The sequence below is a fragment of the Vibrio sp. 661 genome (genome assembly GCF_033339315.1).
GTDB lineage: Bacteria > Pseudomonadota > Gammaproteobacteria > Enterobacterales > Vibrionaceae > Vibrio > Vibrio alginolyticus.
This window is the reverse complement of record NZ_JAWOUJ010000001.1, coordinates 23,256-46,194: the sequence shown is the minus strand read 5'-3', so window position 1 is coordinate 46,194 and position 22,939 is coordinate 23,256. Positions and strand designations below refer to the sequence as shown.

Genomic DNA, 22,939 nt, shown 5'->3' with positions numbered 1-22,939 from the left:
ATATTCAGATATGTATTTGTTAGTACGTAAAGAAAATAAAGTCACCTAGTTTTGGTGACTTTATTTTTTATTTCATGAGCTTACTTAAATTAACTATGCAAACAAATATTTTGCATGGAAGTTGAGGTGCTCTTCAATAAAGCTTGAGATGAAGTAATAGCTATGGTCATAGCCTGGTTGCATTCTCAAGGTTAGGTTTGAATCGTGTATTTTTGCCGCAGCAATCAGCGCTTCCGGTCTAAGCTGCTCATTTAAGAAGCCATCAGCATCACCTTGATCAACCAAAATTGGTAATGGTGATTGTTGTTGTTTTAGAAGTTCACTTGCATCGTATTGCTTCCAGCTTTCAAGCTCCTTGCCTAAGTAAGCAGTAAAGGCTTTTTGTCCCCAAGGGCATTGCATTGGGTTACTGATTGGACTGAACGCTGAAATAGAACGGTACTGTTCTGAATTTTTCAGACCAATGGTGAGCGCTCCGTGGCCGCCCATACTGTGACCGGAAATTGACTTCACGTCAGAGACTGGGAAGTTACTTTCGATGATCGCAGGCAACTCCTCAGTCACATAGTCGTACATACAGTAATGCAGTGACCAAGGTGCTTGCGTCGCATTAAGGTAAAAGCCAGCTCCTTTTCCTAGGTCATAGCTTTCGTCGTCAGCGATACCTTCGCCTCTCGGACTTGTGTCTGGTGCAATGATCGCAATGCCAAGCTCGGCTGCCATACGAAATGCGCCCGCTTTCTGCATAAAGTTCTCATCGGTACACGTTAAACCAGAGAGCCAGTATAGCGCGGGTACGGGATTTGATTTCGTTGCGTTAGGTGGCAAGAATATCGCGAAGCGCATGGTGCAGTTTAGGGCATTGGATTCGTGTGTATATTGCTTGTGCCAACCGCCAAACACTTTGGCTTGGCTTACATTTTCAATGGTCATGAATAAACTCTCTAATTAGCAGAAGGAATTCAGGCTCCCCAAAAGGAGAGCCTGAGGCAGCATTATTGATCCATATGGATAACTGTTCGGATGCTCTTACCTTCATGCATCAGATCAAACGCTTTGTTGACGTCTGCTAATCCCATTGTGTGGGTAATGAACTCCTGTAAGCCGAATTCACCAGCCATGTAACGGTTTACGATTTCTGGAAGCTCAGAGCGACCTTTAACGCCACCGAAAGCGCTGCCACGCCATACACGACCAGTTACCAGTTGGAATGGACGAGTTGAGATCTCTTGACCTGCACCAGCAACACCAATGATGACTGACTCACCCCAACCTTTGTGACAGCACTCAAGTGCTTGGCGCATCACGTTTACGTTACCGATACATTCGAATGAGTAGTCAACACCACCGTCTGTCATTTCAACAATCACTTCTTGAATTGGCTTGTCGAATTTTTGTGGGTTGATGCAATCAGTTGCACCAAGTTGTTTCGCTAGGTCGAATTTGCTTTCGTTGATGTCTACACCGATGATGCGGCTGGCACCAGCCATGCGAGCACCGATGATTGCAGAAAGGCCGATACCGCCTAGACCAAAGATTGCCACTGTGTCGCCTTTTTCAACTTTAGCTGTGTTTAATACCGCACCCATACCAGTGGTTACGCCACAACCTAGAAGACAAACTTCTTCAAGTGGTGCTTCTTTGTTTACTTTCGCTAGTGAGATTTCTGGAAGAACCGTGTACTCAGAGAAAGTAGAACAACCCATGTAGTGGAAGATAGTTTCGCCGTTGATAGAGAATCGGCTTGTGCCATCTGGCATTAGGCCTTTACCTTGCGTTTCACGAACGGCCTGACATAGGTTCGTTTTGCCAGATTTACAGAACTTACACTCACCACATTCAGCAGTGTAAAGTGGGATAACGTGGTCGCCAACTTCAACGCTTGTTACGCCTTCGCCAACCATTTCAACGATGCCGCCACCTTCGTGACCAAGGATTGAAGGGAAGATACCTTCTGGATCGTCACCTGATAGTGTGAATGCGTCAGTGTGACAAACACCAGTTGCTACGATGCGTACTAGCACTTCGCCGGCTTTTGGAAGTTGTACATCAACTTCTTCCATTTTAAGCGGCTCACCTGCAGCCCAAGCGACCATTGCTTTTGATTTTATGTGAGTTTGACCAGGTTTGATTTCAAGCGACATTGGATGTTTCCTTTATATTTTCAGTATATGGAGTGACGTAATAAGCGTAGTTAAGGTTTGCTTACCGCGCTGCGTCGTTTTGTTGGTGCTCATTTTAGGTGTTTCAGTAAAAATGATAATCCGTCCATTTTGAAAATGATTTTTACATATGCGTAATAATGATAAGGTGAGCATGTAAAAAGAGTGCTATGCCTCCTTAAAGCGGAAGGGAAATGGAAAAGGTGATTGACCTGAAGTTAGATAGAGGGGCTAAAGTAGAAAACAGTCAAACCATCAGCTAAGTAAGAGTCATTATGAATAAGACGGATCTGAGTGCCTATTTAACCAAGCTAGGCTTGCCTAGTGAATTGCCCGCCGATTTGGAGTCATTGCACAGAGTTCACGTGGCGCAGCATCGTTGCCTGCCGTTTGAGAATTTTGACATCGCATTGCAGCGAGGCGTTTCTGTTGAGATTGAAGATATTATTCAAAAAACCGTGTACCACTCTCGCGGTGGTTACTGCTTTGAATTAAATGGTTTAATGCTTGATGTGCTCAACACTCTTGGGTTTGAAGCGCGAAGTTTGCTAGGGCGTGTACATGTGTCTGGTACACCAACAGGTCGTAGTCATCAAATCACGTTAGTGACGTTAGAGGAACAAACATGGATTGTCGATGTGGGTTTTGGCTCCAATACCCCTCGAGCGCCATTGCCATTTATCCTTGACCAAGTGATTCAGACGGATTTACAAACCTTCCGTTTTGTCAAAGATGCTCAGTTTGGTTATTTCCTCCAAGTGCTTTCAACCGATGGAACGGACGTGTGGAACAATCTATACAGCTTTGACCTAGAGTTCGTGTGTGCTGGTGACATTGCATGTAGCAACTTCTTTACCTCGACTTCGCCTAATTCGCGTTTTACTAGCGCAAGAGTCGCTGCTAGAGCGACAGAAAGTGGGTTGGTGACGCTGCTTAACTACACACTCAGATGCACCAATCATGAAGAGCTAACAGAAATAGAGCTAGAGCCAGGTCAAACCTACCTGGATGCGTTGAAAGAATATTTTGGCATTGAGCTTGATGCGCAATACGACGAACTTCGTCCGTTACCTGACGCGTAAAGTTTTCCAGTTTTCAAAGCGTAGCGCGACGAGAATAATGTAATCACTATTTGTCTAGAAGAGGTCGACAGGAATACAGCATGGCGAATTGGGAAGGAGTCAGCGAGTTTGTTGCCGTAGCGGAAACTAACAGCTTTACAGCTGCCGCGGCTAAACTGAAAACGTCAGTGGCACAAATCAGTCGCCGCGTATCGGCACTTGAAGAGCGTCTTGCGGTTAAGTTACTGCATCGCACGACGCGAAAAGTTTCTCTGTCTGAAGCTGGACAGCTTTATTATCAGCAGTGCAAACATTTGGTCGAAGGGCTAGAACTAGCTGAGCTTGCTGTAACGCAAATGCAGACCGAACCGCGAGGTTTGCTGCGTGTGACGGCGCCTGTGACCTATGGGGAAATGAACCTCGCACCGCTCTTGCATCAGTTTTTGGAGAAATACCCGCGTGTGGACCTCGATTTAGTTCTGACCAATCAAAAACTGGATTTGATAGAGCAAGGGGTAGACGTGGCGATTCGTCTTGGCCGCCTGCAAGATTCCAGCATGATCGCAAAGCGTCTTTCGTCGCGTCAAAATTACGTGTGTGCTAGCCCTATGTATTTGGAGCGATTTGGCGAGCCTCACACATTATCCGAACTGGCTCGACATCAGTGCCTAGTTGGTTCGGTCGATTATTGGCATTTTAAGGAAAATAAACGCGATAAGTCTTTGCGTGTGTCGGGGAGGATTAAATGCAATAGTGGTTTTGCGCTAATGGGCGCCGCCAAGCGTGGTTTGGGTTTAGTGCAGTTGCCGGACTATTACGTTCAAGAAGCTCTAGATAACGGTGAGCTAGTCGAGGTGCTGACCGATTACCGAGATGACCGTGAAGGCATTTGGGCACTGTATCCACAAAGCCGAAATTTATCGCCCAAAGTGAGGTTGTTGATCGACTTTTTAGCGCAGGAACTAGCGGATTAGAGTTTTCAATAACTTTAATACAACTGAAATCGCTAAAACGCCCGGTGATGCCGGGCGTTTTTATTAGGATGAGAGCTGGAATCGAAAAGACATGAACCACTATTGGTTGGATTCCGCGTCTTCACGTTTAATCACTTTGTGCCCATCTTCAGACACGCCTTGCTTCCAATAGCTGCTGATGTAGATATTCTCGCGATCGACTTCTTTCTCATTGCGGAAATATTGGCGCAGCGCACGCATTGAATCGAACTCACACGCACACCATATCGAAGCGTTACCATCTAACCACTCGAGTTCGCGAACGCTATCAGCCAAGGCTTGCCCTTCGGTTAACCAAATCAACTCCATGCCTGCTGGCGCGTGTAGGGGTTGGATGTCGGCTGGAGACATCACGCTGATCACTGCATAGCCTTTGGCCTCTTCTGGCAACGTACGAATTTTCGCAGAAAGCGCTGGAAGTGCCGTCATATCGGCAGCCATGAAGAACCAATCCGCCTCAGGATTTAAGTTGGAAATGCTACCCGGCCCCACGATGTTGACCGTGTCGCCTTTTTGCGCGGCCATTGCCCAACGTGCGGCAAATCCGCATTGCAGATCTTGCGTTACGTGTCGGACGAAATCCACTTCGATTGAGCTGGTTTCTGGATGAAAACGTCGAATTGTGTAAGTGCGCATGATTGGTCGGTCGTCTTCTGACAGGATGCTCAGATCCGCGCCGCCCATATCGTTAAACAGTAATTTGATGTAACTGCCTTCGCAGTCACGAGGAAAATGGCTCAGCGCCTCACCTTGCAAGGTGAGGCGCTGCATGTTTGGAGTGATGGTTTCTGTGTCTGTGACAACAAGCGTTTTAGGTTGAGGCTTCTTTTTCATGGTTACTTTACTCGATAATTATTCTCTTTCTCATTTAAAGGTTATCAAGTTCCCTAACAAGAGGGTAGCGTCTTTAAACAAATTTACACTGTGAATTAACGCCAAAGCCTCAAGAAAAATATTACCTCTATCCTTTCTCTAACCACGTAAAGTGATTCATTTTTTAACCATAAATGGACTTATATCATTGGAATCGTCGATAAAAGCAACAGAGCGGCCATGCTGTAGTTGAACCCCTTAACGCGTTTATCGGTGGTCAACCAACGCTGCAATTGCATGCCTGCCGCCGTCCAAAATGTCACCGATGGCAAGTTGGCTAAACAGAAGATACCGGCGATAAAAGTCAGTTCAAGCCAAGAACCGCCGCTGGTGTATACCGTAATCGCCGTCAACGCCATCGACCAACCTTTTGGGTTCACCCACTGGAATGCGACAGCCCCTAAAAAAGACATCGGGCGAAAATCGTGTTTTGCTTCGGTTTTGTCGCTGGTGGCGATTTTGTACGTCAAGTACAGCAAATAACTCAAGCTCAATACTTTTAAAATCGAGTGGGTGAGCGGGTAAGCGTGGAACAGGCCCATCAAGCCAATACCCACCAAAATTAGCATGGCACCAAAGCCGAAGGTAATGCCCAACATGTGTGGGATAGTGCGTTTAAAGCCGACATTTGCCCCTGAGGTCATCAACATAATGTTATTGGGACCCGGCGTAAAAGTGGAGACAAAAGCGAACAACGCCAAAGCGCCCAGTTGATGATATTCCATAGATTGTTCCTTGAATCAGTTCTCGATAAATTGAGAACAACTATAAGTAGAACTGAGGTCAATATTGTGCTTTTATTTGATGATTAGAAACTAAATAAGCAATGAAACATCATCATGGATAGATTTGACGAAAGAATATTGCAAGTGCTCAAACGAGACGGAAGAATCTCCAATGTAGAGCTGTCGGAACGCGTTGGTTTATCTCCGTCTGCAACCTTACGCCGAGTGCAAGATTTAGAGCGTAAAGGCGTGATCAAAGGCTACCGAGCGGTACTGGATAATCAGCAACTTGGCGTGGGTTTTGTCGCTTATGTGTCGATTGGTTTGGCCTCGCACTCTAAGCAGGCGCAGTTGGGTTTCGAAGAGCATGTGCGTTTTGTAAACGAGGTGGTGGAATGTCACAACATCACTGGTGCGAACGAGTATTTGCTGCGTGTGGAAACGCAAGATCTCGCCGCTTATAAAGCGTTTCACGCTGATGTGTTGGGTGAGTGCGAACACGTCAAGTCGATCACAACCATGGTGGTGATGGACACACCAAAAGACGAGCGCTAGCCAAACGAGAGTGACAGTTTTTGTGGCACACGAATTTGAAGTGACTCGAAAGAGTCAGTCGAGTATGAGAATGGTTCACAACAAATGCTGGAAAGCAGATGGCACTCTTACAATTTCCATATTTATTCTCACCTTCTAAATAATCCCATCCTGCTAGTTTTGCTTAAACCGCTTGTGTTTCAGAGCGGCGAGTCAGCAAAATTAAGGATGAACGATGAAATCACATGTAACACTTCCTCTTTTGAGCTTAAGCGCTGTTGCCGCATTGAGCTCATTTAACGTCAACGCCCATGGCTGGGTAGAGTTTCCAAGTGCTCGTCAAAATACGTGTTATTTAGACGGTGGCTTTTGGACCAACGAGATCCCTAACCAAGCGTGTAAAGCGGCTTTTGAAGAATCTGGCGCGTACCCGTTTGTGCAACGCAGCGAAATTGCGGCGAACGTACCAAACTACCGCGACATGGCACACGTTCAGGCGGTGGTTCGTGACGGTGAACTGTGTTCTGCCGGCGATGCGGCTAAGAAAGGCTTGAACATTCCTTCTCCAAACTGGCAGCGCACCAATGTTACGCCAGATGCAAACAACCAGATTGAACTTGTGTTTTACGGCAAAGCGCCGCACAACCCATCGTACTGGGAATTCTATCTCACCAAGCCAACTTATGATGATTCAAAGCCTCTTGCTTGGAGTGATTTAGAGCTGATCGACACCGCAGGTGATGTGTATGTTGATGCGGAAAAACGCTACCGTATTCAGGTGACTTTCCCTGCAGATCGTTCGGGCGATGCGGTACTTTACACTCGTTGGCAGCGTATTGATGTTGCTGGTGAAGGTTTCTACAACTGTAGTGACATTACGTTAAACGGAACGGGCACGACGCCACCGACTGACCCTGTTGATCCAACCGAACCGGGCAACAATCTGACATCTCTAGGCTACTTTGTTCAGCAAGGTTTTGGGCCAGTAGAGTCTGGCGATACGGTGCGTTTCCGTACGTTTAATGCGACGGGGAATGAAATTGTCGATATTTCACTACCAATCAGCACAAACAATACGGCTACTTGGGCGGCAGAAATAGCAGATCAATTTAACGCGCAGCAAACGGGCGATTGGTATGTGGGCATTTGGCATCAAGAGATGAATCACTACATGTTCGATAGTAAGAACGTGAATGCAAACCAAGTATTAGCGCCAAGTGCAGACTTCAGTTACGCGTTGTCACTGATCAAAGCGGATGTACCGCCACCAGTTGAACCAACCAACTTGTGGGACAAGACGGCCGTTTACAACCAAGGTGATGTGGTGACGCACAACGGCAAAGAATGGACTGCCCTGTGGTGGACGTCTGGTGAGGAACCAGGCACAACGGGTCAATGGGGTGTATGGCGTTAAGCCATTTATTCGGGCCCTGAACAGTAAAACCCTTCTTATGTGAGAAGGGTTTGTTTTTTCAGTCTAAAACGACCACTTTGGTCGAGTGGTTGTCTTGAAAATCAGAGCACATATCGTTATTCGCTTGCTCTCCACTCGCTCCAGTTGAGCATCGCGTAGTCTGCCAGTTTGAGCATCGGAATGTCTTCGTGTGTATCACCGTAGGCATAAACAGATGCAAACTCGTCGAGTGAAAACGCTGCCTTAACGCGCGAGACTTTTCTTTCTAAACTGCAATCACCTTGCTGGTAAAAGCCACTCAGTTTTGGCTGTTCTGAGATCAGTTCACTGCACAGCAAGTGGTAACCGTTCACTTCACACCAAGGCTTGAGATACGCATTGAGTGATGCCGACACCACCACAATGGTATCGCCTCTGTGTTGATGCCACGCCAACCTTTCCATCGCTTCTGGCCGTAAGTACAGCGGGATCACTTCGTGGGCAAACTGAGCGCCAATCGCTTCAATTTGCTGCGTTTCTTTCCCTGAAAATGCAATAAAACTGCTGAGTGGGCGCATAACACGAGCGGGTAACACTCCGAGTTTGTACAGCGCATAAAATGGCATGATAGCGACCTTTCCTACTCGTTTGCGCAGGCCATAAGCAGAATAGTGGAGGAAAAGGCTAAACATATCCTCTCGGGTGATGGTGCCATCAAAATCAAACAGTGCCAGTGACGGCTTAGTAGTATCGAGCAAATTCAGCGCCTATTTTTTGGTTTAAGATCGTTTTGTGTTTATTGATAAAACACCGCCAACCAGATGGTTTCTTGCGTTGGGTCAGTCCAGCTCACTTTGTGTTTGGTATGAGCTGGAATCGTAACGTGATCGCCTGCATCAAGCCGTTGCACTACACCTGATTCAAAAGTCAGCTCTCCTGCTCCTTTAAGAACCAATACCCATTCATGTTCTTCTTGATCGTACCAGCCACTTTCGGGCGAGGTTTGCCCCGTTGAGACAATGCGTTCTATACGCAGGTTTTTGTGGGTCAGCAGGTCTTCGAACACTTCTTCGTCGAGGTTATTCGGTAAGTCTTTAAACAGGTTCATGGCCTTTCCTTAGAGAATGATCAGTCCAAAAGGCGCAAGCAATTGCTCTTGTTGCCAATCACAAATTTTAACACCAAACAGAGAAACGCGGCGAATATCCAGCCCGTCTAGTTCGACATGAGTTAGATCACACTGCTCAACGTTAAAGGTTCCCCATTGTTCTGGCGAGAATTCGCAGCGAGATAAATCCGAGCCTTTGAGAGTTGCCCCTGCGAGGTTCGCACCGTTCCAACGGTTTTCAAAGAGGTCACATTTTTCTAGTAACACTCGCTCGAAGTTACAGTAGGTGAGGTTGCAGCCAGTAATAAAAGCAGAACAGAAAAACATGGTGTTACTGACGCGATTAGCAAAGTTCGCACCTTGGAAGTTTGCCCCTTTGAGATCGCACTTACGCAGCTCCAAGCCCATACAATTTGCGCCGTTAAACAGGCTCATCGCCAACATACAGTTCGTGAAGCTGGCATCTTTTAAGTTCGCGAAGCGAAAACTACACCCTTCTAGCGCTTTGGATTCGATAAAGCGACAGTCGATGAACTTAGCATCGCGCAGATCGGCATGGTCGAAACTGCACATATAAAAGTGGCAGTTTTTAAAGGTGGCATTCTGAAAATCGTGATGAGAAAAGTTTTCTCGTTCAAAAATGAGATCGGTTTTTAACATGTCTTCTCCTTAGCTGCGAGCAGACTAGCACTCCAAGTGACTGATTTTCCAGAAAAATAACTTCTTGTATTTCAGTGTTTTACAAACCCCTCAAATCGCGATTTTAAGGGGTCAAACGAGCGTTTTAAGTGGGTTGTTTTTTGAAAACAGAAGACGTAGAGGAAGAAAAAAGTTTTTGCTGGCTACGAGCCTTAGCGAGAGGATTCGTGTTTTTGAGTAAGCATGGCTTCTCACACGCACAGTTTGCATTACAGAATTGTATCCGATTTGCATAATTTGTTGATCGGTATGGCGTTTCTCTATACAAAAAACCTATATTTTTCACAAATTGATTTCCATCAAAATAGTAGGGTTTCTATGTGCTAGATTGCGCGCAGCTCAAAAAAATATAGATGCCCGTGTGCTTCAAGGCGCTGAGTTTACTTGAAATCTAAGGCCATTCAGCAGGCACACCTTTGGGTACAACATAACGAAGCCCTACAAAAGGAAATAAAAAATGAAAAAAACAATCTGCAGTCTAGCAGTGGTTGCTGCACTCGTGTCACCAAGTGTTTTCGCTCATAAACAAGGTGACTTCGTTCTTCGTGTTGGTGCGGCGTCTGTCGTTCCAAATGACAGCAGCGATAAGATTCTTGGTTCTCAAGAAGAATTGAAAGTGGATTCAAATACGCAGCTTGGTTTGACGTTTGGCTACATGTTCACAGACAACATCAGCCTAGAGCTTCTAGCAGCAACACCATTCAGCCACGACATTTCGACAGATTTGGTTGGTAGTGATATCGCGAAAACCAAACACCTTCCACCAACGCTTATGGTGCAGTACTACTTTGGCGAGCCACAAAGTAAGTTCCGTCCATACGTGGGTGCAGGTCTCAACTACACCATGTTCTTTGATGAGGGCTTCAATAGCACGGGTAAAGGCGCTGGTCTTTCAGATCTTAAGTTGGATGACTCATTCGGTCTAGCAGCGAATATTGGTGTGGACTACATGATCAACGATCAATGGTTCCTCAACGCTGCTGCGTGGTACGCAAACATTGAAACAGAAGCAACTTACAAAGCAGGTGGAGCGAAGCAAAAAACCGACGTCAAAATTAACCCTTGGGTATTTATGATCAGCGGCGGTTACAAGTTCTAAGAAAAACCAGTAGTTACACGCACATTACTATTATTGGCATGACTTTGGGGGCGGTTACGGGGACTGCCCCTCTTTTTTATCCTCGTTCTGATTGCACATCATTTACTCCACTTAGCAACATGCAAAATTGGATCTTTACCTTGCAGATCATTTTATTGTCGGAAGATCGAAAAGTCCTACACTGATCACATAATTGAACAAGTGGACAATATAAATGAGCGACGACATCGCAAAGCATTCTTCTTCCAGATCTAAGCTGGTAAAAACTCTTTTCTTTACTCTCTGTGTTATCGCATTTGGTGCGATGTATTGGTCTTGGCAGTATTCAGACAGTCACCCAAGCACGGAAGATGCCTACGTTAGGGCAAAAATTTTGTCGGTAGCGCCTCAGGTAAAAGGCCAAGTGGTTTCTGTGGATGTCAAAGACTTCCAATCTATTAACAAAGGTGACCTACTGCTGAAGATAGATTCACGCCCATATTTGTTGGCAGTGAAGCAAGCAAAAGCGGCATACCAATTGGCGGTCCAGCAACATGACGTTGCCGATAAGCAGGTAACTGAAGCTGTTGCGGGCTTAGATGCGGCGCGCTCTAACCTGACAGAAGCGCAAGTAGAGTACAAACGTACGGATTCCTTGGTGAAACGCAAACTGGCGTCGGACCAAGATTTAGATACGGCAAAAAACAAACTAGCCAATGCCCAAGCGAGCCTGGAGCAAGCGCGCGCGACGGTAGAAAAAGCCATTGCGAACCGTGGTGAAGAAGGCGCAGAGGCTGCGGTTGTTCAACAAGCGGCAGCACAGTTAGCGCAAGCAGAGCTGAACTTGAGCTACACCGACATTACGTCACCAGTGGATGGCATTGCCGGTGAGATCAATACGCACGTAGGCTCGGTCGTTAGCGTGGGTCAAACGTTGTTCCCTGTGATTTTAAAAGACAGCTATTGGGTACGCGCGAACTTTAAAGAAACAGATCTTACTCACATCAAACCTGGTATGCATGCGGATGTGGTGATTGATATGTACCCAGACGTGGTGTGGAAAGCAACGGTAGAACAGCTGTCGCCTGCGAGTGGTACATCGTTCTCCTTGATGCCACCAGAAAACGCAACGGGTAACTGGGTTAAAATCAAACAGCGTTTCCCTGTACGTTTGGCATTAGAAGTACCTGCCGATGCGCCGCAACTTCGCGTGGGTGCGAGCTCAGAAGTCACCATAGATTTGCAAAGTAGCGTGCAATGAGCCATCAAATTACGGCAGACAAACGGGGGATTGCCACCGTCGCCGTGATGCTTTCTGCCATCATGGTGTTAATCGATATGACCGTTGCGAACGTGTCGCTATCGCACATGATGGGCGCGTTGGGCGCAACGGCAGACCAAATTACTTGGGTGCTGACGGGTTACAGCATGGCGGAAGCGATCTTCATTCCGATGACCAGTTTCTGGGTGTCGCGCTTTGGTGAACGCAAAGTCATGCTGGTTGCCGTGGTCGGTTTTGTGATTGCCAGTGCGCTTTGTGGGCAAGCACAGTCTCTTGAAGAGATGGTGCTATTTCGCATTATCCAAGGCGCTTTCGGCGCGTCGGTGATTCCATTGGCGCAGTCGACGTTAGTGCAGATTTATCCGTATGAGCAAAAAGGCAAAGCGATGGCAATTTTCTCCATCGGCATTTTGCTTGGTCCTATTTTGGGCCCAGTTGTGGGTGGTGTGATCACCGACAACATTAACTGGCGCTGGATTTTTTACATCAACTTGCCATTCGGTTTGATCTGTACCTCTTTGATTTATCGCTATATCCACATCGACAACAAATCCAAACCTAACTTTGACTGGTGGATCATCGGTTACATGGCGTTAGGTGTGGGCGCGTTGCAGTTTGTGTTGGATAAAGGGAATGAAGAAGACTGGCTCGACTCACGCATGATTCAGACGGCGATATTGCTCGCAGTAATGGGATTGGTGATGTGGATCTATCGCAGTTGGAAAACCAAAAGTCCAATAGCGCCATTGTGGCTGCTGAAAGACCGAAACCTTATGGTCTCGTCATTGATGATTGCCGTGGTGTCGATGGCGATGTTTGGCCTGACGACTCAACAACCAATGCTGTTGGAAAGCTTGCTGGATTATCCGGTCTCAACCACTGGTTTATTAATGGCACCGCGTGGGTTGGCGTCAGCGGCGATGTTGATTTTGGTGATTAAGCTCAATCCGCAATTCGATCCCAGAATCAAAATAGTCTTTGGCTTAAGCTGCATCGGGATTGGTAGTTATTTGATGACGCAATACTCACTGCAGATCGATACATTTTGGATTGTGATGCCGAGTATGATTCAGGGGATGGGGCTTGGTTTAACCTTCTCGACGCTATCCACCTTGGCGTATTTAACGATTCCGAAAGAGCAATCTGTTGCGGCGGCGAGTATTTACAATCTGTTCCGTACCATTGGTAGCTCGTTTGGTATTTCTATCGCCACCACGTTCCAATATCGTGATAGTCAGCAGCAATGGCATGCGCTGGGAGAGGGTATTAATCCTTATAATCCTAACTTGCATGACTGGGCGGCCAATCAGGGGCTTTCTATTACCGATCCGGTTGCGTTAGACCAATACCAACAGATGTTGCAGCAGCAATCGCAAATGGTCGCGTTTGTGCACACCTTCCAGCTTGTGGGAGTGATGTTCGTGATCATGATGCCGATGCTGGTTTTCATCCGGTCGCGTGAATAACAACAAGTTCAGGTGAACCGTGTAAGAGAACGCCTCTCAAGTTGTGACAGCTTGAGAGGCGTTTTTTATTGGACGGCGTCAGTGAAAGAAGGACGTTTACTCAAACGTCACTTCGTCAAAATGCGGATTGGCTTTGAGCGCGCGCATTGCGACTAATTGTTCAGTCGGGAAGGCGGTGTGCTCACCATCCATATCTAAAAACAAGCACTCTTGTCGCTGCATGTCGTAGCCTGTGTCGAACGCGTTGCCCTGATGAGTTTCACCATTTTTTAGTGTGATCTCGATAGGGAGCTTAAACATACAGGCGATTTCAATAAAATCGTATTGGCTGCAAGTCACCATAGTTTTCTCCTTTCAAACCGACGCTGTATTCAGAAGGTTTGAGAACCGTATCCTTAAATAGAAGACGTTTGATTGAAACTGAATCTTCATCTTACACCTCATTTTGGTCACGAAATAGACATACACGCACGTTTTAATAAACCTACTGTTGAGCGTTCGCAAGTGAGACAAAACTACAATATGTCTGAGACGATACTTAAGCGCACATACCTAACGAGTGAACAAAAGACACAAAAGCCAAGTTCACTGATTCCGCCTCAAACCTACCATGCGCAGTTGGCGCACCGTGTTCACCACTCGCCTCAATTTGAAAACGGCCGCGTTAAAAACGAGATGCCAAATGTCCCTAGTCCGCAATCATTCTGGCAGGTGTGTTGGAGTTATCTTGGTGGTAGAACGCCGTTGAGTCCTAACGAACATCTGCCACATTCCCCAATTCAACCCACGCAGTTTGCGCAGCGAAGTGAATCGATGCGCGTTACTTGGCTGGGCCATTCCACCATGCTGGTGGAGGTCGATGGCATTCGAATTCTGACCGATCCGTTATTTGATTACGCTTCTCCGTTCATCGCAAAAGCGTGGTTTGAACGCAATATTCCCAATACCCATGCCAGAGATCGTTTGCCGATTCCTGAAATTATTGTGATTTCGCACGATCATTACGACCATTTAGAAGCATCGACCATACGTTTTTACGCCGATAAACCCGTGACGTTTTATGTACCCTTAGGGGTTGGCAAGCATCTGATAAAGTGGGGCGTTTACGCAGACAACATCGTGGAATTCGATTGGTGGGATAGCGTACACTATGCTGGAATCGAACTGATTTGTACGCCTGCTAACCATAATTCGGGTCGTACTTATTTCGATAAAAACGCGACCCTGTGGGCTTCTTGGGTCATCAAAGGCAAAGAAGAGACGCTCTATTTTAGTGGCGATTCAGCTTACGATTCGCACTTTTCCGAGATCGCACAGCGATGTGGACCAATCGACATTGCCTGTTTGGAAGTGGCTGCCGATGTGAAAGGCCAAGGTTATCCGGTCGAAAACTGGGGGCACATGCAGGCTCATCATACCGTGCAAGCGTTTCGCGATTTAAATGCGAAAAAACTGCTGCCAGTACATTGGGCTACATACGAGCTGTTTACTCACCGCTGGGACGAACCGATTTTAGATTTGCTTGCCCATTGTCAAAAAGAACATATAACGCTGCTGACGCCAATGCCGGGGGAGAGTTTTTACGTTCATAAAAAACAGATAAATAAACAATGGTGGCGAGAAAAAGAAACAGGTGAGCCAGCTAGAATTTTGACTTAATAATATGTTCTTACTTCAATAATTATTTTAGAAGTTAACCTTGTTATTTTCAGAATATAACAAGGTTTTTTACTCGCTTACTCATCAATCACTTGAGGTTTTAACTCGACGACATTTCCTTCCGGATCATGAATATAGAGTGAGCGACCGAATCCTTGTGCTCCGTAGCGTTTCGCAAACTCTTCGGTTTCAATGCCGTTCGAACGCAGATATTCCAGTAATTCATCCTCGGAAAAAGGCGCCAATTGCAGGCAAAAATGGTCAATATTACGACCATTTTGAACTGGTGGCTTACCGCCGAGTTGGCCCAATTCGCTGTCTACCGTCACTACATCAATCAATGCGTTACCTGCCCTAAGTTGAGTTAAACCAAGTTCCGTTACTTCGCGTTCGACAGGGCAGCCCAAAATGTCTCGATAGAAATGCAACATAGCATCGAGGTTACAGGTCCTTAAAACAACATGATCAAGCGCTTTGATGGCGATTGGATTTTTGGTGGGCATACTTCACTCCTTTTTGCATTGTGTTGAGGTAAGTATAAAGTGACCTTAAAAGTGGTGAGAGAAATGATCAAATTCCAGATGTTTTTTTGCTAGAGCGAGTGCAGAAACACTGCAACTCAAAGCAAACAAAAAAAGGCTAGCGTATTGCTAGCCTTTTGGAATATGGATGGGGCTATTACTCGTAATCAGAAGCGTAAGTTTCTTCGTAAGTGTGTGAGTAAAGCTCGAATAGGTTGCCGAATGGGTCTTCTAGGTAAACCATTTTCGCAGGCTTATTATCGTCTTCTGGGTGGTAACGCATGATGTCCATGCGAACTTTGCCACCTAGTGCTTCGGTGCGTTTGATAGCACCTTCAAAATCGTCTGTCTGCAAACAGAAATGGAAGATACCGATGCGAGAAAAATCCACTTCATGGCGCTCTTGACGCTCTTTCATTTCGAATAACTCAAGGCCAATGCCATCACTTGTCACAAGGTGCGCAATGTTGAAGCCTTTAAAGCCTTCCCCAAAGACCGCAATACACATTCTGCCAATTGCCGTTTCGCGTTCTTCAATCACTTTCGTGTTGCCCATAACGACTTTTAGACCTAGCGCTTGCGTGTAAAACTCAACCGCTTTGTCCATATCTCCGACCATAATACCGACATGATTCATTTTCATTTGTTTGCTCCCAACATGTGTGTTTGAACGTTGTCTTGTTTCGATGTGGGAGAGTATATGGCGTGATGTTGATTACATGAAATTATCATAAATTATAAAAATGATAATTTTATTTAATGCTATGCATGTTGGGATTGAGTTAGTGAGCTAAGGCCTCAACAGCTTGCCTCACCGAGGTGAAATGAATCTTGATAATACACCGTTGCGCGAGGCTGAATTCATGCGATTGGATTAATGACGTAACCTCTTCTACGGACAGCGTTCGTTCTTTTGGGTGTAAAAGAGTGGTGTTCGAACCATTGTTTTTCAATTCAAACGTGTTGCCATTTGAGTCAATAACGTAATCATCTTGCCCAAAAATGAGGGCTTCGCATTCAGAGTCTAAGTCGGACTGGGAATGCGTGTAGATCAGCTCATCGTCGCCGTCTAGTTTTAGCAAGCATGGCCAGCATACTGCGTGGTCTCTCATGGTTAACTCATTATTCATTGTTATTTAGAAACTTGACCCAGGTTGTTGCAAAAACGCTAACTCTTCGGGAGTGCTCTCTCTTCCCAGTATCGCATTGCGATGAGGATAGCGCCCAAACTGGTCGATGATGGCTTTGTGTTTTAGCTCAAAATCGTAGTTATTTTCAAGCCCTGATGCGCGAAACAATTTTTCAGCTTGGACATGAATGAGGCGAGATTCGCTGTGCATAAACGGCATGTACAAAAAGCTTAGCTGCTCGGGCGCTAATTCTTTGTCGTGACCTAACCGAATTGCCTCTTGAGCCAATGCTAATGCGAGTGGGTCTTGTGCAAACGCTTTTGGGGTGTTGCGATACACATTACGTGAAAACTGGTCGAGGACGATGATTTCGGCCAATCGTCCTTGTGTGCTGTCACGCCAATTAAACAGTTCACAACGAGCCGCTTGTTCTAATACCGAGGCAAATCGCGATGTAATACGCTTGTCCAGTTCTGGGTTGTTTTCAAACCAATTTTTGGGCGATAGCTCCTCGAACCAAAATTTGATGACTTCTTGGTACATGGATCTTCCTTCCTATTGCATTAGCTAAAGAATAAAAAGCCAGAAGGCGAGCTCCTGGCTTTCTGCGTGTTATCGACCGTAAGTCTCTATGATGTAATGTTCAAAATCGTCACACATTTGTTCGTCAGAGATGGCGTTGCTTGCCAGCTCTTTACTGCCGTCGACGACTTTAATCGCGGCGTTCAGTGAAGCGACTGGTACTCGCTCTCGCGTCGCAAGTGAGTCGATTTTCTTCTGCTGCACTTCCCATGCCTGTTCTGGTGACAGGTTACACACGTCTGCAAGGTATTTGGCATTGAAGCCTTCGCCAGTCAGGCTGACAATGGTTTCGTTGTGCGACAAGTGATTGCCTGCGTGCCAGTAGTGTTTTGCCAGCAGTGGGCCAATTTCTGGGTTATCCGTCAGGTAACCAAACTTCTCAAGGAAGTATGCACGGGTCTGATACACCGCCATGTGCGCGAGTAGATAACCTTGATACGCACAAGCTGCTTCGTCGGATAGCAAATGTGGAATCGCCATCAGTGGGCGAGGGCTGCATTCCAAACCAAGGATCTGTTTTTCACAATCGCGAGCTAGCTTAGTGATGCGCTCTGGCGTTAACTCGTCATCGCTCAGTTGATACAACGCGCGCTCAAAATATGGCACAACCAAGATGCTACGTTCTTCATAAGCTTTGAATGGCTGACGGCTGTTGATCATTGCTTGAATAATCTCATCAGGAACAGAATTCCCTTCATCATCCAGTGCGTACTGTTTTAGCCAATCGGCATCGGTTAACAGGCTATCACAGAACATCGACTGAGTTTCTGCATAAGCCATTGACGTCGGCGAAAACTCCTGCGAGAAACAAGGCGCGTTCATTTTTACGTTCGCAAAGTGTGCTGCGTGGCCGCCTTCGTGGAACAGCGTGTTAATGCCATCGTAGCCACTGCCCACTTGGTCTGGTTTGGCATTACTGGTGAAGTTCACCTGTGCTGCGACCCATTCGCCTTGATTATAGAAAGAAGGGATAGGGCCGTGGCAGAACCCGTTCGGGTACTTACCTTTGCGATCTAGTAAATCCAGCGTTAGCGTCGCGCCAGAGTAATCAATATTTAGGCGACCAAATGATTCTACCCAGCGTCTCAGAGATTTTGAGAACGGCACGTATGGGTCAAGGTCACGCATAACGTTACCCGCGAATGAGTAAACAAAGTTGTAGCCTGCTAGTGCGCTTGCGCCTTTCTCTTTCGCCAAGTTTTCTAAGCTGTTTAGGTGCGCATCTCGCGTGCGTTGTTCGAAATCTTCCAAAATCTCGAATAGCTGCTCGGAGCTCATCTTTTCCGTTTTTTGCACGGAGTAATCAAAGAAAGTCGCATAACCCAGTGAGCGAGCGAACTGGTTGCGCAGTTTGATCAGTTCAATAAAGCCGTTTTGCAGTAGCCATTGTTCAAGGTTCAGCAACGCTTGATGAGCCGATTGGCGAACTTCTTCATGATTGCTGGTGCGAATGGTTGAGCTTAATACTGGAAGTGAACCTTCTACTTGCTCGCCGTTCTCATCGGTAAATATTTGTACGTGGTTCTGTTTTTTCTCGAAGAGCTCAGCTTCAAAGGCAATGAGCTGGTTTTTCAACGCTTGTGCTTTTTCGCCCTCGATAGCGTGAGATTCAAACATCGCCAGCCAACCAGATAGACCCGTAATGGTTTGTTGTTTCTCTTGTGGGTCGGTAATTGAGTCCGCGGCTTCAAGCTGTTGTTTGATGGCAGTAATTTGCTCGGCGTTGCTTAAAAAGCTTGTCCATGCCGTTTGTGCTTGCGTCGAGCCATCATGGTCATCGCTGATCCCCATGTAAGTTTCCCAAAAGAAATCTTCTTTGGTGCGGTGAATCGCAAGGTAACATTGATTGAGGTCGTTGAGGTAATCCGTTGCGGTCATTTTGATCCTTCAAATGGTTTCGTTATGTAGACAGTTGATTATTGCACGCTTGGTCGCGAGAAAGGAACGCTAATCTCATTTGTCGATTTTGCATCGCGTAAAGGTGATTTTACTATTTGTTTACATTTGGGTGAGTTAATAGGAGTTATGAGCTTGCAGTGTTAAGACTGGTATGGAGTTTACAGTTTATTAAGTAATTAATCTGCGGTGCGCTATCGATGATCCTTATCAGGTGTAATAAGATTTCCATATCGTGGCGATACAGTTGGAAACGATATGATAAATAAGACAAAAGTTACGTTATTTGCGGTAGGTACGATTTTAGTTGGATGTTCCACAGTCGCGCCGCCAAGAAATGATGCGGTTGAAAGCATTCAACAAAAGTGTTCTGTGATTTTAGGCAATGATGTTGCTGGCGATCAGCGCTGGCAGACGTACAACGGCTTGCTTGTAGAATATGCCGTGCATGGCGTTAAGAGTCAGGCGCAACTGGAACGCTTTGAAGCGTTTGTGCAGCGAGTACAAAATGATGAATCTGGACAGTTAGTTACCGAGCTGATTGAAGTCACCGATTGGGGATGCTCAAACGGCAATTATCTTGAAGAGATGGGCTTGTTTATTCAAGAAGTTCAAAAGTAGAAAACCGAGCGTTAAGTCGCTCGGCTTTTCTGTTTGTGGAGCGCTTTGTGCGCTGGTTAGTCAGGACGTTTACTCCTCTGGATACTCGCCCATACCTTGCGTTTTACCTTCCGCTTTCCAATGCTCTCCAGGGGCAAATGCTTCATCGCATAAATCTACGGTGTAGCCCATTTCTGTGATTTCCTTCAAAGTGAGGTTATCAGCAATATTTGCAACTTCCCCCGATTTATTCCGTAACTCCATGTTGATCTCTCCTCTGTAGGTAGACGAGTGGCATCAATGCACAGTGAAGAATGCATTGGTAACCTTTGTTCTAAGTATATATCCCTCTGTTCAAAATGAAGGATTAAACCCTTTTTTATGTGTGGTTAAGGCGTAATGATTTGAGCTACGCCTGCAATTTGCATCGACAGCATCGCGATAGCACGCTATTTGTGATTTATTGAGTGATTCATTTATAAGTTTGGAAAATCGAAATGGTGATTCTCGACCACTCCTTAGCACAGCAAATTGTTGATCGAACCATGTCCATCATTGGTCACAATGTGAATGTGATGAACTCAGCAGGCATCATTATTGGCAGTGGCGATCCCAAACGCGTTGGGCAAGTGCATGATGGCGCGGTATTGGCGTTGAATCACGGCGATTCGCTAGAGCTGAATGAGCAGCAATGTTTGACGCTACAGGGTGTCAAACCCGGAATCAATATGCTGTTGAAATTACATGGCGACGTGGTCGGTATTGTTGGTGTGACAGGCGAGCCAGAGAAAATCCGAGATTTCGCCAAACTGGTCAAAATGACCGCTGAATTGACAATCGAGCAAGCTGCGCTGGTGGAAAAATTTCAGTGGGACAGACGTCATCGCGAAGAGTTTATTCTGGCTTGGATCAATGGGAAATTGACCGATGAAGAGCTGAAAGATTGGGCGATGCGTCTTTCTATCGATGTTACTCAACCACGGGTGGCAACGGTGATTGAAGTCTCGACGCCGTCGGCCTCAAAAAGCATGAAGAGTGTGCGCAATATTGTTGAACTGCTTGAATACCCAGAGCGTAACAACCTAGTTGCGATTGTCTCGGTGAATGAAATTGTGGTGTTGAAACCGTGTCATTCCGCCAAGCAGTGGGATAGCCAAGTTGAAAGTGAGCGCATTGATAAGTTGATGTCGCGTTTAAGCGATCACGATTCGCATACGTTTCACATTGCGCTAGGGCAGCTGTTTAATGAGCCTAAAGATGTCGCGTTGTCATACCAAAGCGCGAAGCAGGTGTTAGCCATTGGCAAGCAGTTCTACCCAGAGAAACGTAAGTACCTGTTCGATGAACTTCGTTTGCCTGTTTTGTTAGCGCCGTTGGCGGATATTTGGCAAGGTGAACAAATTATTGATGGTGTGAAACGGTTGAAAGAGAAAGACAAATCTGGGCAATTATTGAAAACCCTAGATGCACTGTTTGAATGCAATGGCAATGTAACAGAATGCTCTAAAATGCTGTTTATTCACCGGAACACTCTGCGCTATCGGTTAGAGAAAATCACCGAGATAACAGGGCTACCAACTACCAATTTTGTGGGGTTAGCGGAGCTTTATATTGCGACTCGGCTCTCAAAAATGTCGTAATGTTGTGCATTTGCACAATACGCGTTATTTTTTGACCACATCATTTGTCACTCCGCCTAAAGGAATTCGAAAGCAAACGATTAATAATTCATGCGTCCCTACATGTTGAGTGAGCCAACACGGACTCGCTCAGCAAAATAAGAATAAATGGAGTTATCATGAACCTTATATTAATCCTGCTTGGGGTGATCGCATTTATTGTGCTCACGACCACCAAATTCAAATTACATCCCTTTTTAGCGCTGATCATCGCGGCGTTCCTTGCGGCATTTGCTTACGGCTTACCGGCAGATAGCATTGCCAAAACCATTGCTTCTGGCTTTGGCGGTATCCTTGGTTACATTGGTTTGGTTATCGTTTTAGGTACCATCATTGGTGTTATTTTGGAAAAAAGTGGTGCGGCGATCACCATGGCCGATACGGTCATCAAAGTGTTGGGTGAGCGTTTCCCAACATTGACCATGAGTATCATCGGTTACATCGTTTCTGTTCCAGTATTTTGTGATTCAGGCTTTGTCATTCTGAACTCGCTCAAAGAATCACTCGCGAAGCGTTTAAAAACCTCAAGCGTTGCGATGAGTGTGGCGTTGGCAACTGGCCTATACGCAACGCACACGTTTGTGCCGCCAACTCCTGGACCGATTGCCGCTGCGGGTAACTTAGGCCTGGAATCTAACCTTGGTTTAGTGATTGGTGTGGGTGTGTTTGTTGCAGCGGTTGCGGCGTTAGCGGGGATGTTGTGGGCGAACCGATTCCAACATGTTGAACCAGATGGCATTGAAGCCGTAGAAGAAATTCAGCAAGACTGGCAAGCACTCAAAGCGTCTTACGGCAAATTGCCAACGGCGAGCCAAGCATTCGCTCCTATTTTTGTTCCTATCTTATTGATCTGTTTTGGCTCTATCGCGAAATTCCCAAGCCTACCGCTGGGCGAAGGTTTTGTGTTTGATGTTCTGACTTTCTTAGGACAGCCACTAACGGCATTGGTGATTGGCCTGTTCCTTTCTGTTCGCCTACTCAAGTCAGACAACAAGATTGAAGAATTTGGCGAGCGAATCAGCCAAGGTATTACGGCTGCTGCGCCTATTCTTTTGATTACCGGTGCGGGTGGTGCATTTGGCGCGGTATTAAAAGCAACGCCGCTAGGTGAATACTTAGGTACGACGCTATCGGCGCTGGGCGTGGGTATTTTCATGCCATTTATCGTTGCGGCTGCGCTAAAGTCGGCGCAAGGTTCATCAACGGTTGCATTGGTGACCACATCGGCTTTGGTTGCGCCTATGCTTACGCAATTGGGGCTCGATTCAGAAATGGGCCGCGTATTAACGGTGATGGCGATCGGTGCTGGTGCGATGACGGTTTCTCATGCAAACGACAGTTTCTTCTGGGTAGTTTCGCAGTTTAGCCGCATGTCGGTGGGCTTAGCGTACCGCGCGCAAACCATGGCTACGCTCGTTCAAGGTGTCACGGCAATGGCATTGGTGTACATTTTGAGCCTCGTTCTCTTATAAGTCTCT

The 22,939-nt window shown here is 46.3% G+C and carries 25 protein-coding genes; 11 read left to right on the top strand and 14 right to left on the bottom strand.

Features of this window, described 5'->3' with window-relative positions:
* Positions 1 to 93 precede the first annotated feature (93 nt).
* Together fghA and R7P69_RS00240 are read right to left on the bottom strand one after the other, a co-directional pair.
* The gene (gene fghA, locus R7P69_RS00245) at positions 94 to 933 is read right to left on the bottom strand and encodes an S-formylglutathione hydrolase (protein ID WP_005374382.1); all 840 of its coding nucleotides are present in this window, start codon (positions 931 to 933) and stop codon (positions 94 to 96) included.
* A 62-nt stretch (positions 934 to 995) separates the two neighbouring features.
* A complete protein-coding gene (locus R7P69_RS00240; RefSeq protein ID WP_017821027.1) occupies positions 996 to 2,144 on the bottom strand; it encodes an S-(hydroxymethyl)glutathione dehydrogenase/class III alcohol dehydrogenase in 1,149 nt (382 codons plus the stop codon).
* Positions 2,145 to 2,437: 293 nt separating this feature from the next.
* Between R7P69_RS00240 and R7P69_RS00235 the strand changes: the two genes are divergently transcribed.
* Positions 2,438 to 3,244 (top strand): arylamine N-acetyltransferase family protein, encoded by an 807-nt coding sequence (locus R7P69_RS00235; protein WP_017821026.1) that lies wholly within the window; start codon positions 2,438 to 2,440, stop codon positions 3,242 to 3,244.
* An 80-nt stretch (positions 3,245 to 3,324) separates the two neighbouring features.
* The gene (locus R7P69_RS00230) at positions 3,325 to 4,197 is read left to right on the top strand and encodes a LysR family transcriptional regulator (protein ID WP_017633836.1); all 873 of its coding nucleotides are present in this window, start codon (positions 3,325 to 3,327) and stop codon (positions 4,195 to 4,197) included.
* A 99-nt stretch (positions 4,198 to 4,296) separates the two neighbouring features.
* On the opposite strand, the gene R7P69_RS00225 is transcribed toward R7P69_RS00230, so the two are convergent.
* Together R7P69_RS00225 and R7P69_RS00220 are read right to left on the bottom strand one after the other, a co-directional pair.
* Positions 4,297 to 5,070, bottom strand: a complete 774-nt coding sequence (locus R7P69_RS00225) for a siderophore-interacting protein (protein ID WP_238952372.1) — start codon at positions 5,068 to 5,070, stop codon at positions 4,297 to 4,299.
* A 179-nt stretch (positions 5,071 to 5,249) separates the two neighbouring features.
* A complete protein-coding gene (locus tag R7P69_RS00220; protein ID WP_025509795.1) occupies positions 5,250 to 5,834 on the bottom strand; it encodes a LysE family translocator in 585 nt (194 codons plus the stop codon).
* A 114-nt stretch (positions 5,835 to 5,948) separates the two neighbouring features.
* Between R7P69_RS00220 and R7P69_RS00215 the strand changes: the two genes are divergently transcribed.
* Both R7P69_RS00215 and R7P69_RS00210 read left to right on the top strand, forming a co-directional pair.
* Positions 5,949 to 6,389 (top strand): Lrp/AsnC family transcriptional regulator, encoded by a 441-nt coding sequence (locus R7P69_RS00215; RefSeq protein ID WP_005482841.1) that lies wholly within the window; start codon positions 5,949 to 5,951, stop codon positions 6,387 to 6,389.
* Positions 6,390 to 6,603: 214 nt separating this feature from the next.
* Complete coding sequence (locus tag R7P69_RS00210) at positions 6,604 to 7,782, top strand: lytic polysaccharide monooxygenase (RefSeq protein ID WP_054575257.1); 1,179 nt, start codon at positions 6,604 to 6,606, stop codon at positions 7,780 to 7,782.
* A 116-nt stretch (positions 7,783 to 7,898) separates the two neighbouring features.
* Here R7P69_RS00210 and R7P69_RS00205 read toward each other — a convergent pair whose 3' ends face one another.
* Genes R7P69_RS00205 through R7P69_RS00195 form a run of 3 tightly spaced genes read right to left on the bottom strand, consistent with a single transcriptional unit; the run spans position 7,899 to position 9,529 of the window.
* On the bottom strand, positions 7,899 to 8,519 hold the full coding sequence (locus tag R7P69_RS00205) for an HAD-IB family hydrolase (protein ID WP_029852247.1): 621 nt from the start codon (positions 8,517 to 8,519) through the stop codon (positions 7,899 to 7,901).
* A gap of 38 nt (positions 8,520 to 8,557) precedes the next feature.
* Entirely contained in the window at positions 8,558 to 8,869 is a 312-nt protein-coding gene (locus R7P69_RS00200; RefSeq protein WP_054575256.1) for a cupin domain-containing protein, read from the bottom strand.
* A gap of 9 nt (positions 8,870 to 8,878) precedes the next feature.
* Positions 8,879 to 9,529 (bottom strand): Qnr family pentapeptide repeat protein, encoded by a 651-nt coding sequence (locus R7P69_RS00195; RefSeq protein ID WP_005482928.1) that lies wholly within the window; start codon positions 9,527 to 9,529, stop codon positions 8,879 to 8,881.
* Between the two features lie 496 nt (positions 9,530 to 10,025).
* Here R7P69_RS00195 and ompW point away from each other — a divergent pair, with 496 nt between their 5' ends.
* From ompW to R7P69_RS00180, 3 genes are all read left to right on the top strand, one after another.
* Positions 10,026 to 10,667 (top strand): outer membrane protein OmpW, encoded by a 642-nt coding sequence (gene ompW, locus R7P69_RS00190; RefSeq protein WP_054575255.1) that lies wholly within the window; start codon positions 10,026 to 10,028, stop codon positions 10,665 to 10,667.
* 214 nt (positions 10,668 to 10,881) lie between these two features.
* Positions 10,882 to 11,907, top strand: a complete 1,026-nt coding sequence (locus R7P69_RS00185; RefSeq protein ID WP_053303998.1) for an HlyD family secretion protein — start codon at positions 10,882 to 10,884, stop codon at positions 11,905 to 11,907.
* On the top strand, positions 11,904 to 13,394 hold the full coding sequence (locus R7P69_RS00180) for an MDR family MFS transporter (protein ID WP_017634371.1): 1,491 nt from the start codon (positions 11,904 to 11,906) through the stop codon (positions 13,392 to 13,394). Before R7P69_RS00185 ends, R7P69_RS00180 begins: the two co-directional genes overlap by 4 nt.
* 96 nt (positions 13,395 to 13,490) lie before the next feature.
* Here the strand turns inward: R7P69_RS00180 and R7P69_RS00175 are convergent, their stop codons facing one another.
* Positions 13,491 to 13,736 carry a Rho-binding antiterminator gene (locus tag R7P69_RS00175; protein WP_005460845.1) on the bottom strand — a complete coding sequence of 82 codons (246 nt, stop codon included), beginning with the start codon at positions 13,734 to 13,736 and terminating at the stop codon, positions 13,491 to 13,493.
* 180 nt (positions 13,737 to 13,916) lie between these two features.
* Here R7P69_RS00175 and R7P69_RS00170 point away from each other — a divergent pair, with 180 nt between their 5' ends.
* The gene (locus R7P69_RS00170; protein WP_054575252.1) at positions 13,917 to 15,053 is read left to right on the top strand and encodes an MBL fold metallo-hydrolase; all 1,137 of its coding nucleotides are present in this window, start codon (positions 13,917 to 13,919) and stop codon (positions 15,051 to 15,053) included.
* 77 nt (positions 15,054 to 15,130) lie between these two features.
* Here R7P69_RS00170 and R7P69_RS00165 read toward each other — a convergent pair whose 3' ends face one another.
* The 5 genes from R7P69_RS00165 to R7P69_RS00145 form a co-directional block, all read right to left on the bottom strand.
* Positions 15,131 to 15,556, bottom strand: a complete 426-nt coding sequence (locus tag R7P69_RS00165) for a VOC family protein (RefSeq protein WP_017821017.1) — start codon at positions 15,554 to 15,556, stop codon at positions 15,131 to 15,133.
* A gap of 175 nt (positions 15,557 to 15,731) precedes the next feature.
* Positions 15,732 to 16,217, bottom strand: a complete 486-nt coding sequence (locus R7P69_RS00160; RefSeq protein ID WP_005374344.1) for a VOC family protein — start codon at positions 16,215 to 16,217, stop codon at positions 15,732 to 15,734.
* Between the two features lie 139 nt (positions 16,218 to 16,356).
* Positions 16,357 to 16,686 (bottom strand): DUF4144 domain-containing protein, encoded by a 330-nt coding sequence (locus R7P69_RS00155; protein ID WP_033907198.1) that lies wholly within the window; start codon positions 16,684 to 16,686, stop codon positions 16,357 to 16,359.
* A gap of 24 nt (positions 16,687 to 16,710) precedes the next feature.
* On the bottom strand, positions 16,711 to 17,247 hold the full coding sequence (locus tag R7P69_RS00150; protein WP_238952370.1) for a DUF924 family protein: 537 nt from the start codon (positions 17,245 to 17,247) through the stop codon (positions 16,711 to 16,713).
* Positions 17,248 to 17,316: 69 nt separating this feature from the next.
* Positions 17,317 to 19,164 carry a M3 family metallopeptidase gene (locus R7P69_RS00145; RefSeq protein ID WP_238952369.1) on the bottom strand — a complete coding sequence of 616 codons (1,848 nt, stop codon included), beginning with the start codon at positions 19,162 to 19,164 and terminating at the stop codon, positions 17,317 to 17,319.
* Between the two features lie 276 nt (positions 19,165 to 19,440).
* Between R7P69_RS00145 and R7P69_RS00140 the strand changes: the two genes are divergently transcribed.
* Positions 19,441 to 19,803, top strand: a complete 363-nt coding sequence (locus R7P69_RS00140; protein ID WP_225455766.1) for a hypothetical protein — start codon at positions 19,441 to 19,443, stop codon at positions 19,801 to 19,803.
* 69 nt (positions 19,804 to 19,872) lie between these two features.
* Here the strand turns inward: R7P69_RS00140 and R7P69_RS00135 are convergent, their stop codons facing one another.
* Positions 19,873 to 20,046 (bottom strand): hypothetical protein, encoded by a 174-nt coding sequence (locus R7P69_RS00135; protein WP_005374332.1) that lies wholly within the window; start codon positions 20,044 to 20,046, stop codon positions 19,873 to 19,875.
* A 233-nt stretch (positions 20,047 to 20,279) separates the two neighbouring features.
* Here R7P69_RS00135 and R7P69_RS00130 point away from each other — a divergent pair, with 233 nt between their 5' ends.
* Both R7P69_RS00130 and R7P69_RS00125 read left to right on the top strand, forming a co-directional pair.
* A complete protein-coding gene (locus R7P69_RS00130; protein WP_206970533.1) occupies positions 20,280 to 21,422 on the top strand; it encodes a sugar diacid recognition domain-containing protein in 1,143 nt (380 codons plus the stop codon).
* A 158-nt stretch (positions 21,423 to 21,580) separates the two neighbouring features.
* Positions 21,581 to 22,933 carry a GntP family permease gene (locus R7P69_RS00125; protein WP_005391886.1) on the top strand — a complete coding sequence of 451 codons (1,353 nt, stop codon included), beginning with the start codon at positions 21,581 to 21,583 and terminating at the stop codon, positions 22,931 to 22,933.
* Positions 22,934 to 22,939: the final 6 nt, after the last annotated feature.

What these genes read in the sequence shown, in the direction of transcription:
- R7P69_RS00220 (WP_025509795.1), bottom strand. Translation starts at nt 5,834, where the DNA reads ATGGAATATCATCAACTGGGCGCTTTGGCGTTGTTCGCTTTTGTCTCC.
- R7P69_RS00145 (WP_238952369.1), bottom strand. Translation starts at nt 19,164, where the DNA reads ATGACCGCAACGGATTACCTCAACGACCTCAATCAATGTTACCTTGCG.
- R7P69_RS00240 (WP_017821027.1), bottom strand. Translation starts at nt 2,144, where the DNA reads ATGTCGCTTGAAATCAAACCTGGTCAAACTCACATAAAATCAAAAGCA.
- R7P69_RS00170 (WP_054575252.1), top strand. Translation starts at nt 13,917, where the DNA reads ATGTCTGAGACGATACTTAAGCGCACATACCTAACGAGTGAACAAAAG.
- R7P69_RS00215 (WP_005482841.1), top strand. Translation starts at nt 5,949, where the DNA reads ATGGATAGATTTGACGAAAGAATATTGCAAGTGCTCAAACGAGACGGA.
- R7P69_RS00150 (WP_238952370.1), bottom strand. Translation starts at nt 17,247, where the DNA reads ATGTACCAAGAAGTCATCAAATTTTGGTTCGAGGAGCTATCGCCCAAA.
- R7P69_RS00125 (WP_005391886.1), top strand. Translation starts at nt 21,581, where the DNA reads ATGAACCTTATATTAATCCTGCTTGGGGTGATCGCATTTATTGTGCTC.
- R7P69_RS00165 (WP_017821017.1), bottom strand. Translation starts at nt 15,556, where the DNA reads ATGCCCACCAAAAATCCAATCGCCATCAAAGCGCTTGATCATGTTGTT.
- R7P69_RS00210 (WP_054575257.1), top strand. Translation starts at nt 6,604, where the DNA reads ATGAAATCACATGTAACACTTCCTCTTTTGAGCTTAAGCGCTGTTGCC.
- R7P69_RS00230 (WP_017633836.1), top strand. Translation starts at nt 3,325, where the DNA reads ATGGCGAATTGGGAAGGAGTCAGCGAGTTTGTTGCCGTAGCGGAAACT.
- fghA (WP_005374382.1), bottom strand. Translation starts at nt 933, where the DNA reads ATGACCATTGAAAATGTAAGCCAAGCCAAAGTGTTTGGCGGTTGGCAC.
- R7P69_RS00155 (WP_033907198.1), bottom strand. Translation starts at nt 16,686, where the DNA reads ATGAGAGACCACGCAGTATGCTGGCCATGCTTGCTAAAACTAGACGGC.
- R7P69_RS00160 (WP_005374344.1), bottom strand. Translation starts at nt 16,217, where the DNA reads ATGAAAATGAATCATGTCGGTATTATGGTCGGAGATATGGACAAAGCG.
- R7P69_RS00185 (WP_053303998.1), top strand. Translation starts at nt 10,882, where the DNA reads ATGAGCGACGACATCGCAAAGCATTCTTCTTCCAGATCTAAGCTGGTA.
- R7P69_RS00135 (WP_005374332.1), bottom strand. Translation starts at nt 20,046, where the DNA reads ATGGAGTTACGGAATAAATCGGGGGAAGTTGCAAATATTGCTGATAAC.
- R7P69_RS00225 (WP_238952372.1), bottom strand. Translation starts at nt 5,070, where the DNA reads ATGAAAAAGAAGCCTCAACCTAAAACGCTTGTTGTCACAGACACAGAA.
- R7P69_RS00130 (WP_206970533.1), top strand. Translation starts at nt 20,280, where the DNA reads ATGGTGATTCTCGACCACTCCTTAGCACAGCAAATTGTTGATCGAACC.
- R7P69_RS00200 (WP_054575256.1), bottom strand. Translation starts at nt 8,869, where the DNA reads ATGAACCTGTTTAAAGACTTACCGAATAACCTCGACGAAGAAGTGTTC.
- R7P69_RS00140 (WP_225455766.1), top strand. Translation starts at nt 19,441, where the DNA reads ATGATAAATAAGACAAAAGTTACGTTATTTGCGGTAGGTACGATTTTA.
- ompW (WP_054575255.1), top strand. Translation starts at nt 10,026, where the DNA reads ATGAAAAAAACAATCTGCAGTCTAGCAGTGGTTGCTGCACTCGTGTCA.
- R7P69_RS00235 (WP_017821026.1), top strand. Translation starts at nt 2,438, where the DNA reads ATGAATAAGACGGATCTGAGTGCCTATTTAACCAAGCTAGGCTTGCCT.
- R7P69_RS00175 (WP_005460845.1), bottom strand. Translation starts at nt 13,736, where the DNA reads ATGGTGACTTGCAGCCAATACGATTTTATTGAAATCGCCTGTATGTTT.
- R7P69_RS00180 (WP_017634371.1), top strand. Translation starts at nt 11,904, where the DNA reads ATGAGCCATCAAATTACGGCAGACAAACGGGGGATTGCCACCGTCGCC.
- R7P69_RS00195 (WP_005482928.1), bottom strand. Translation starts at nt 9,529, where the DNA reads ATGTTAAAAACCGATCTCATTTTTGAACGAGAAAACTTTTCTCATCAC.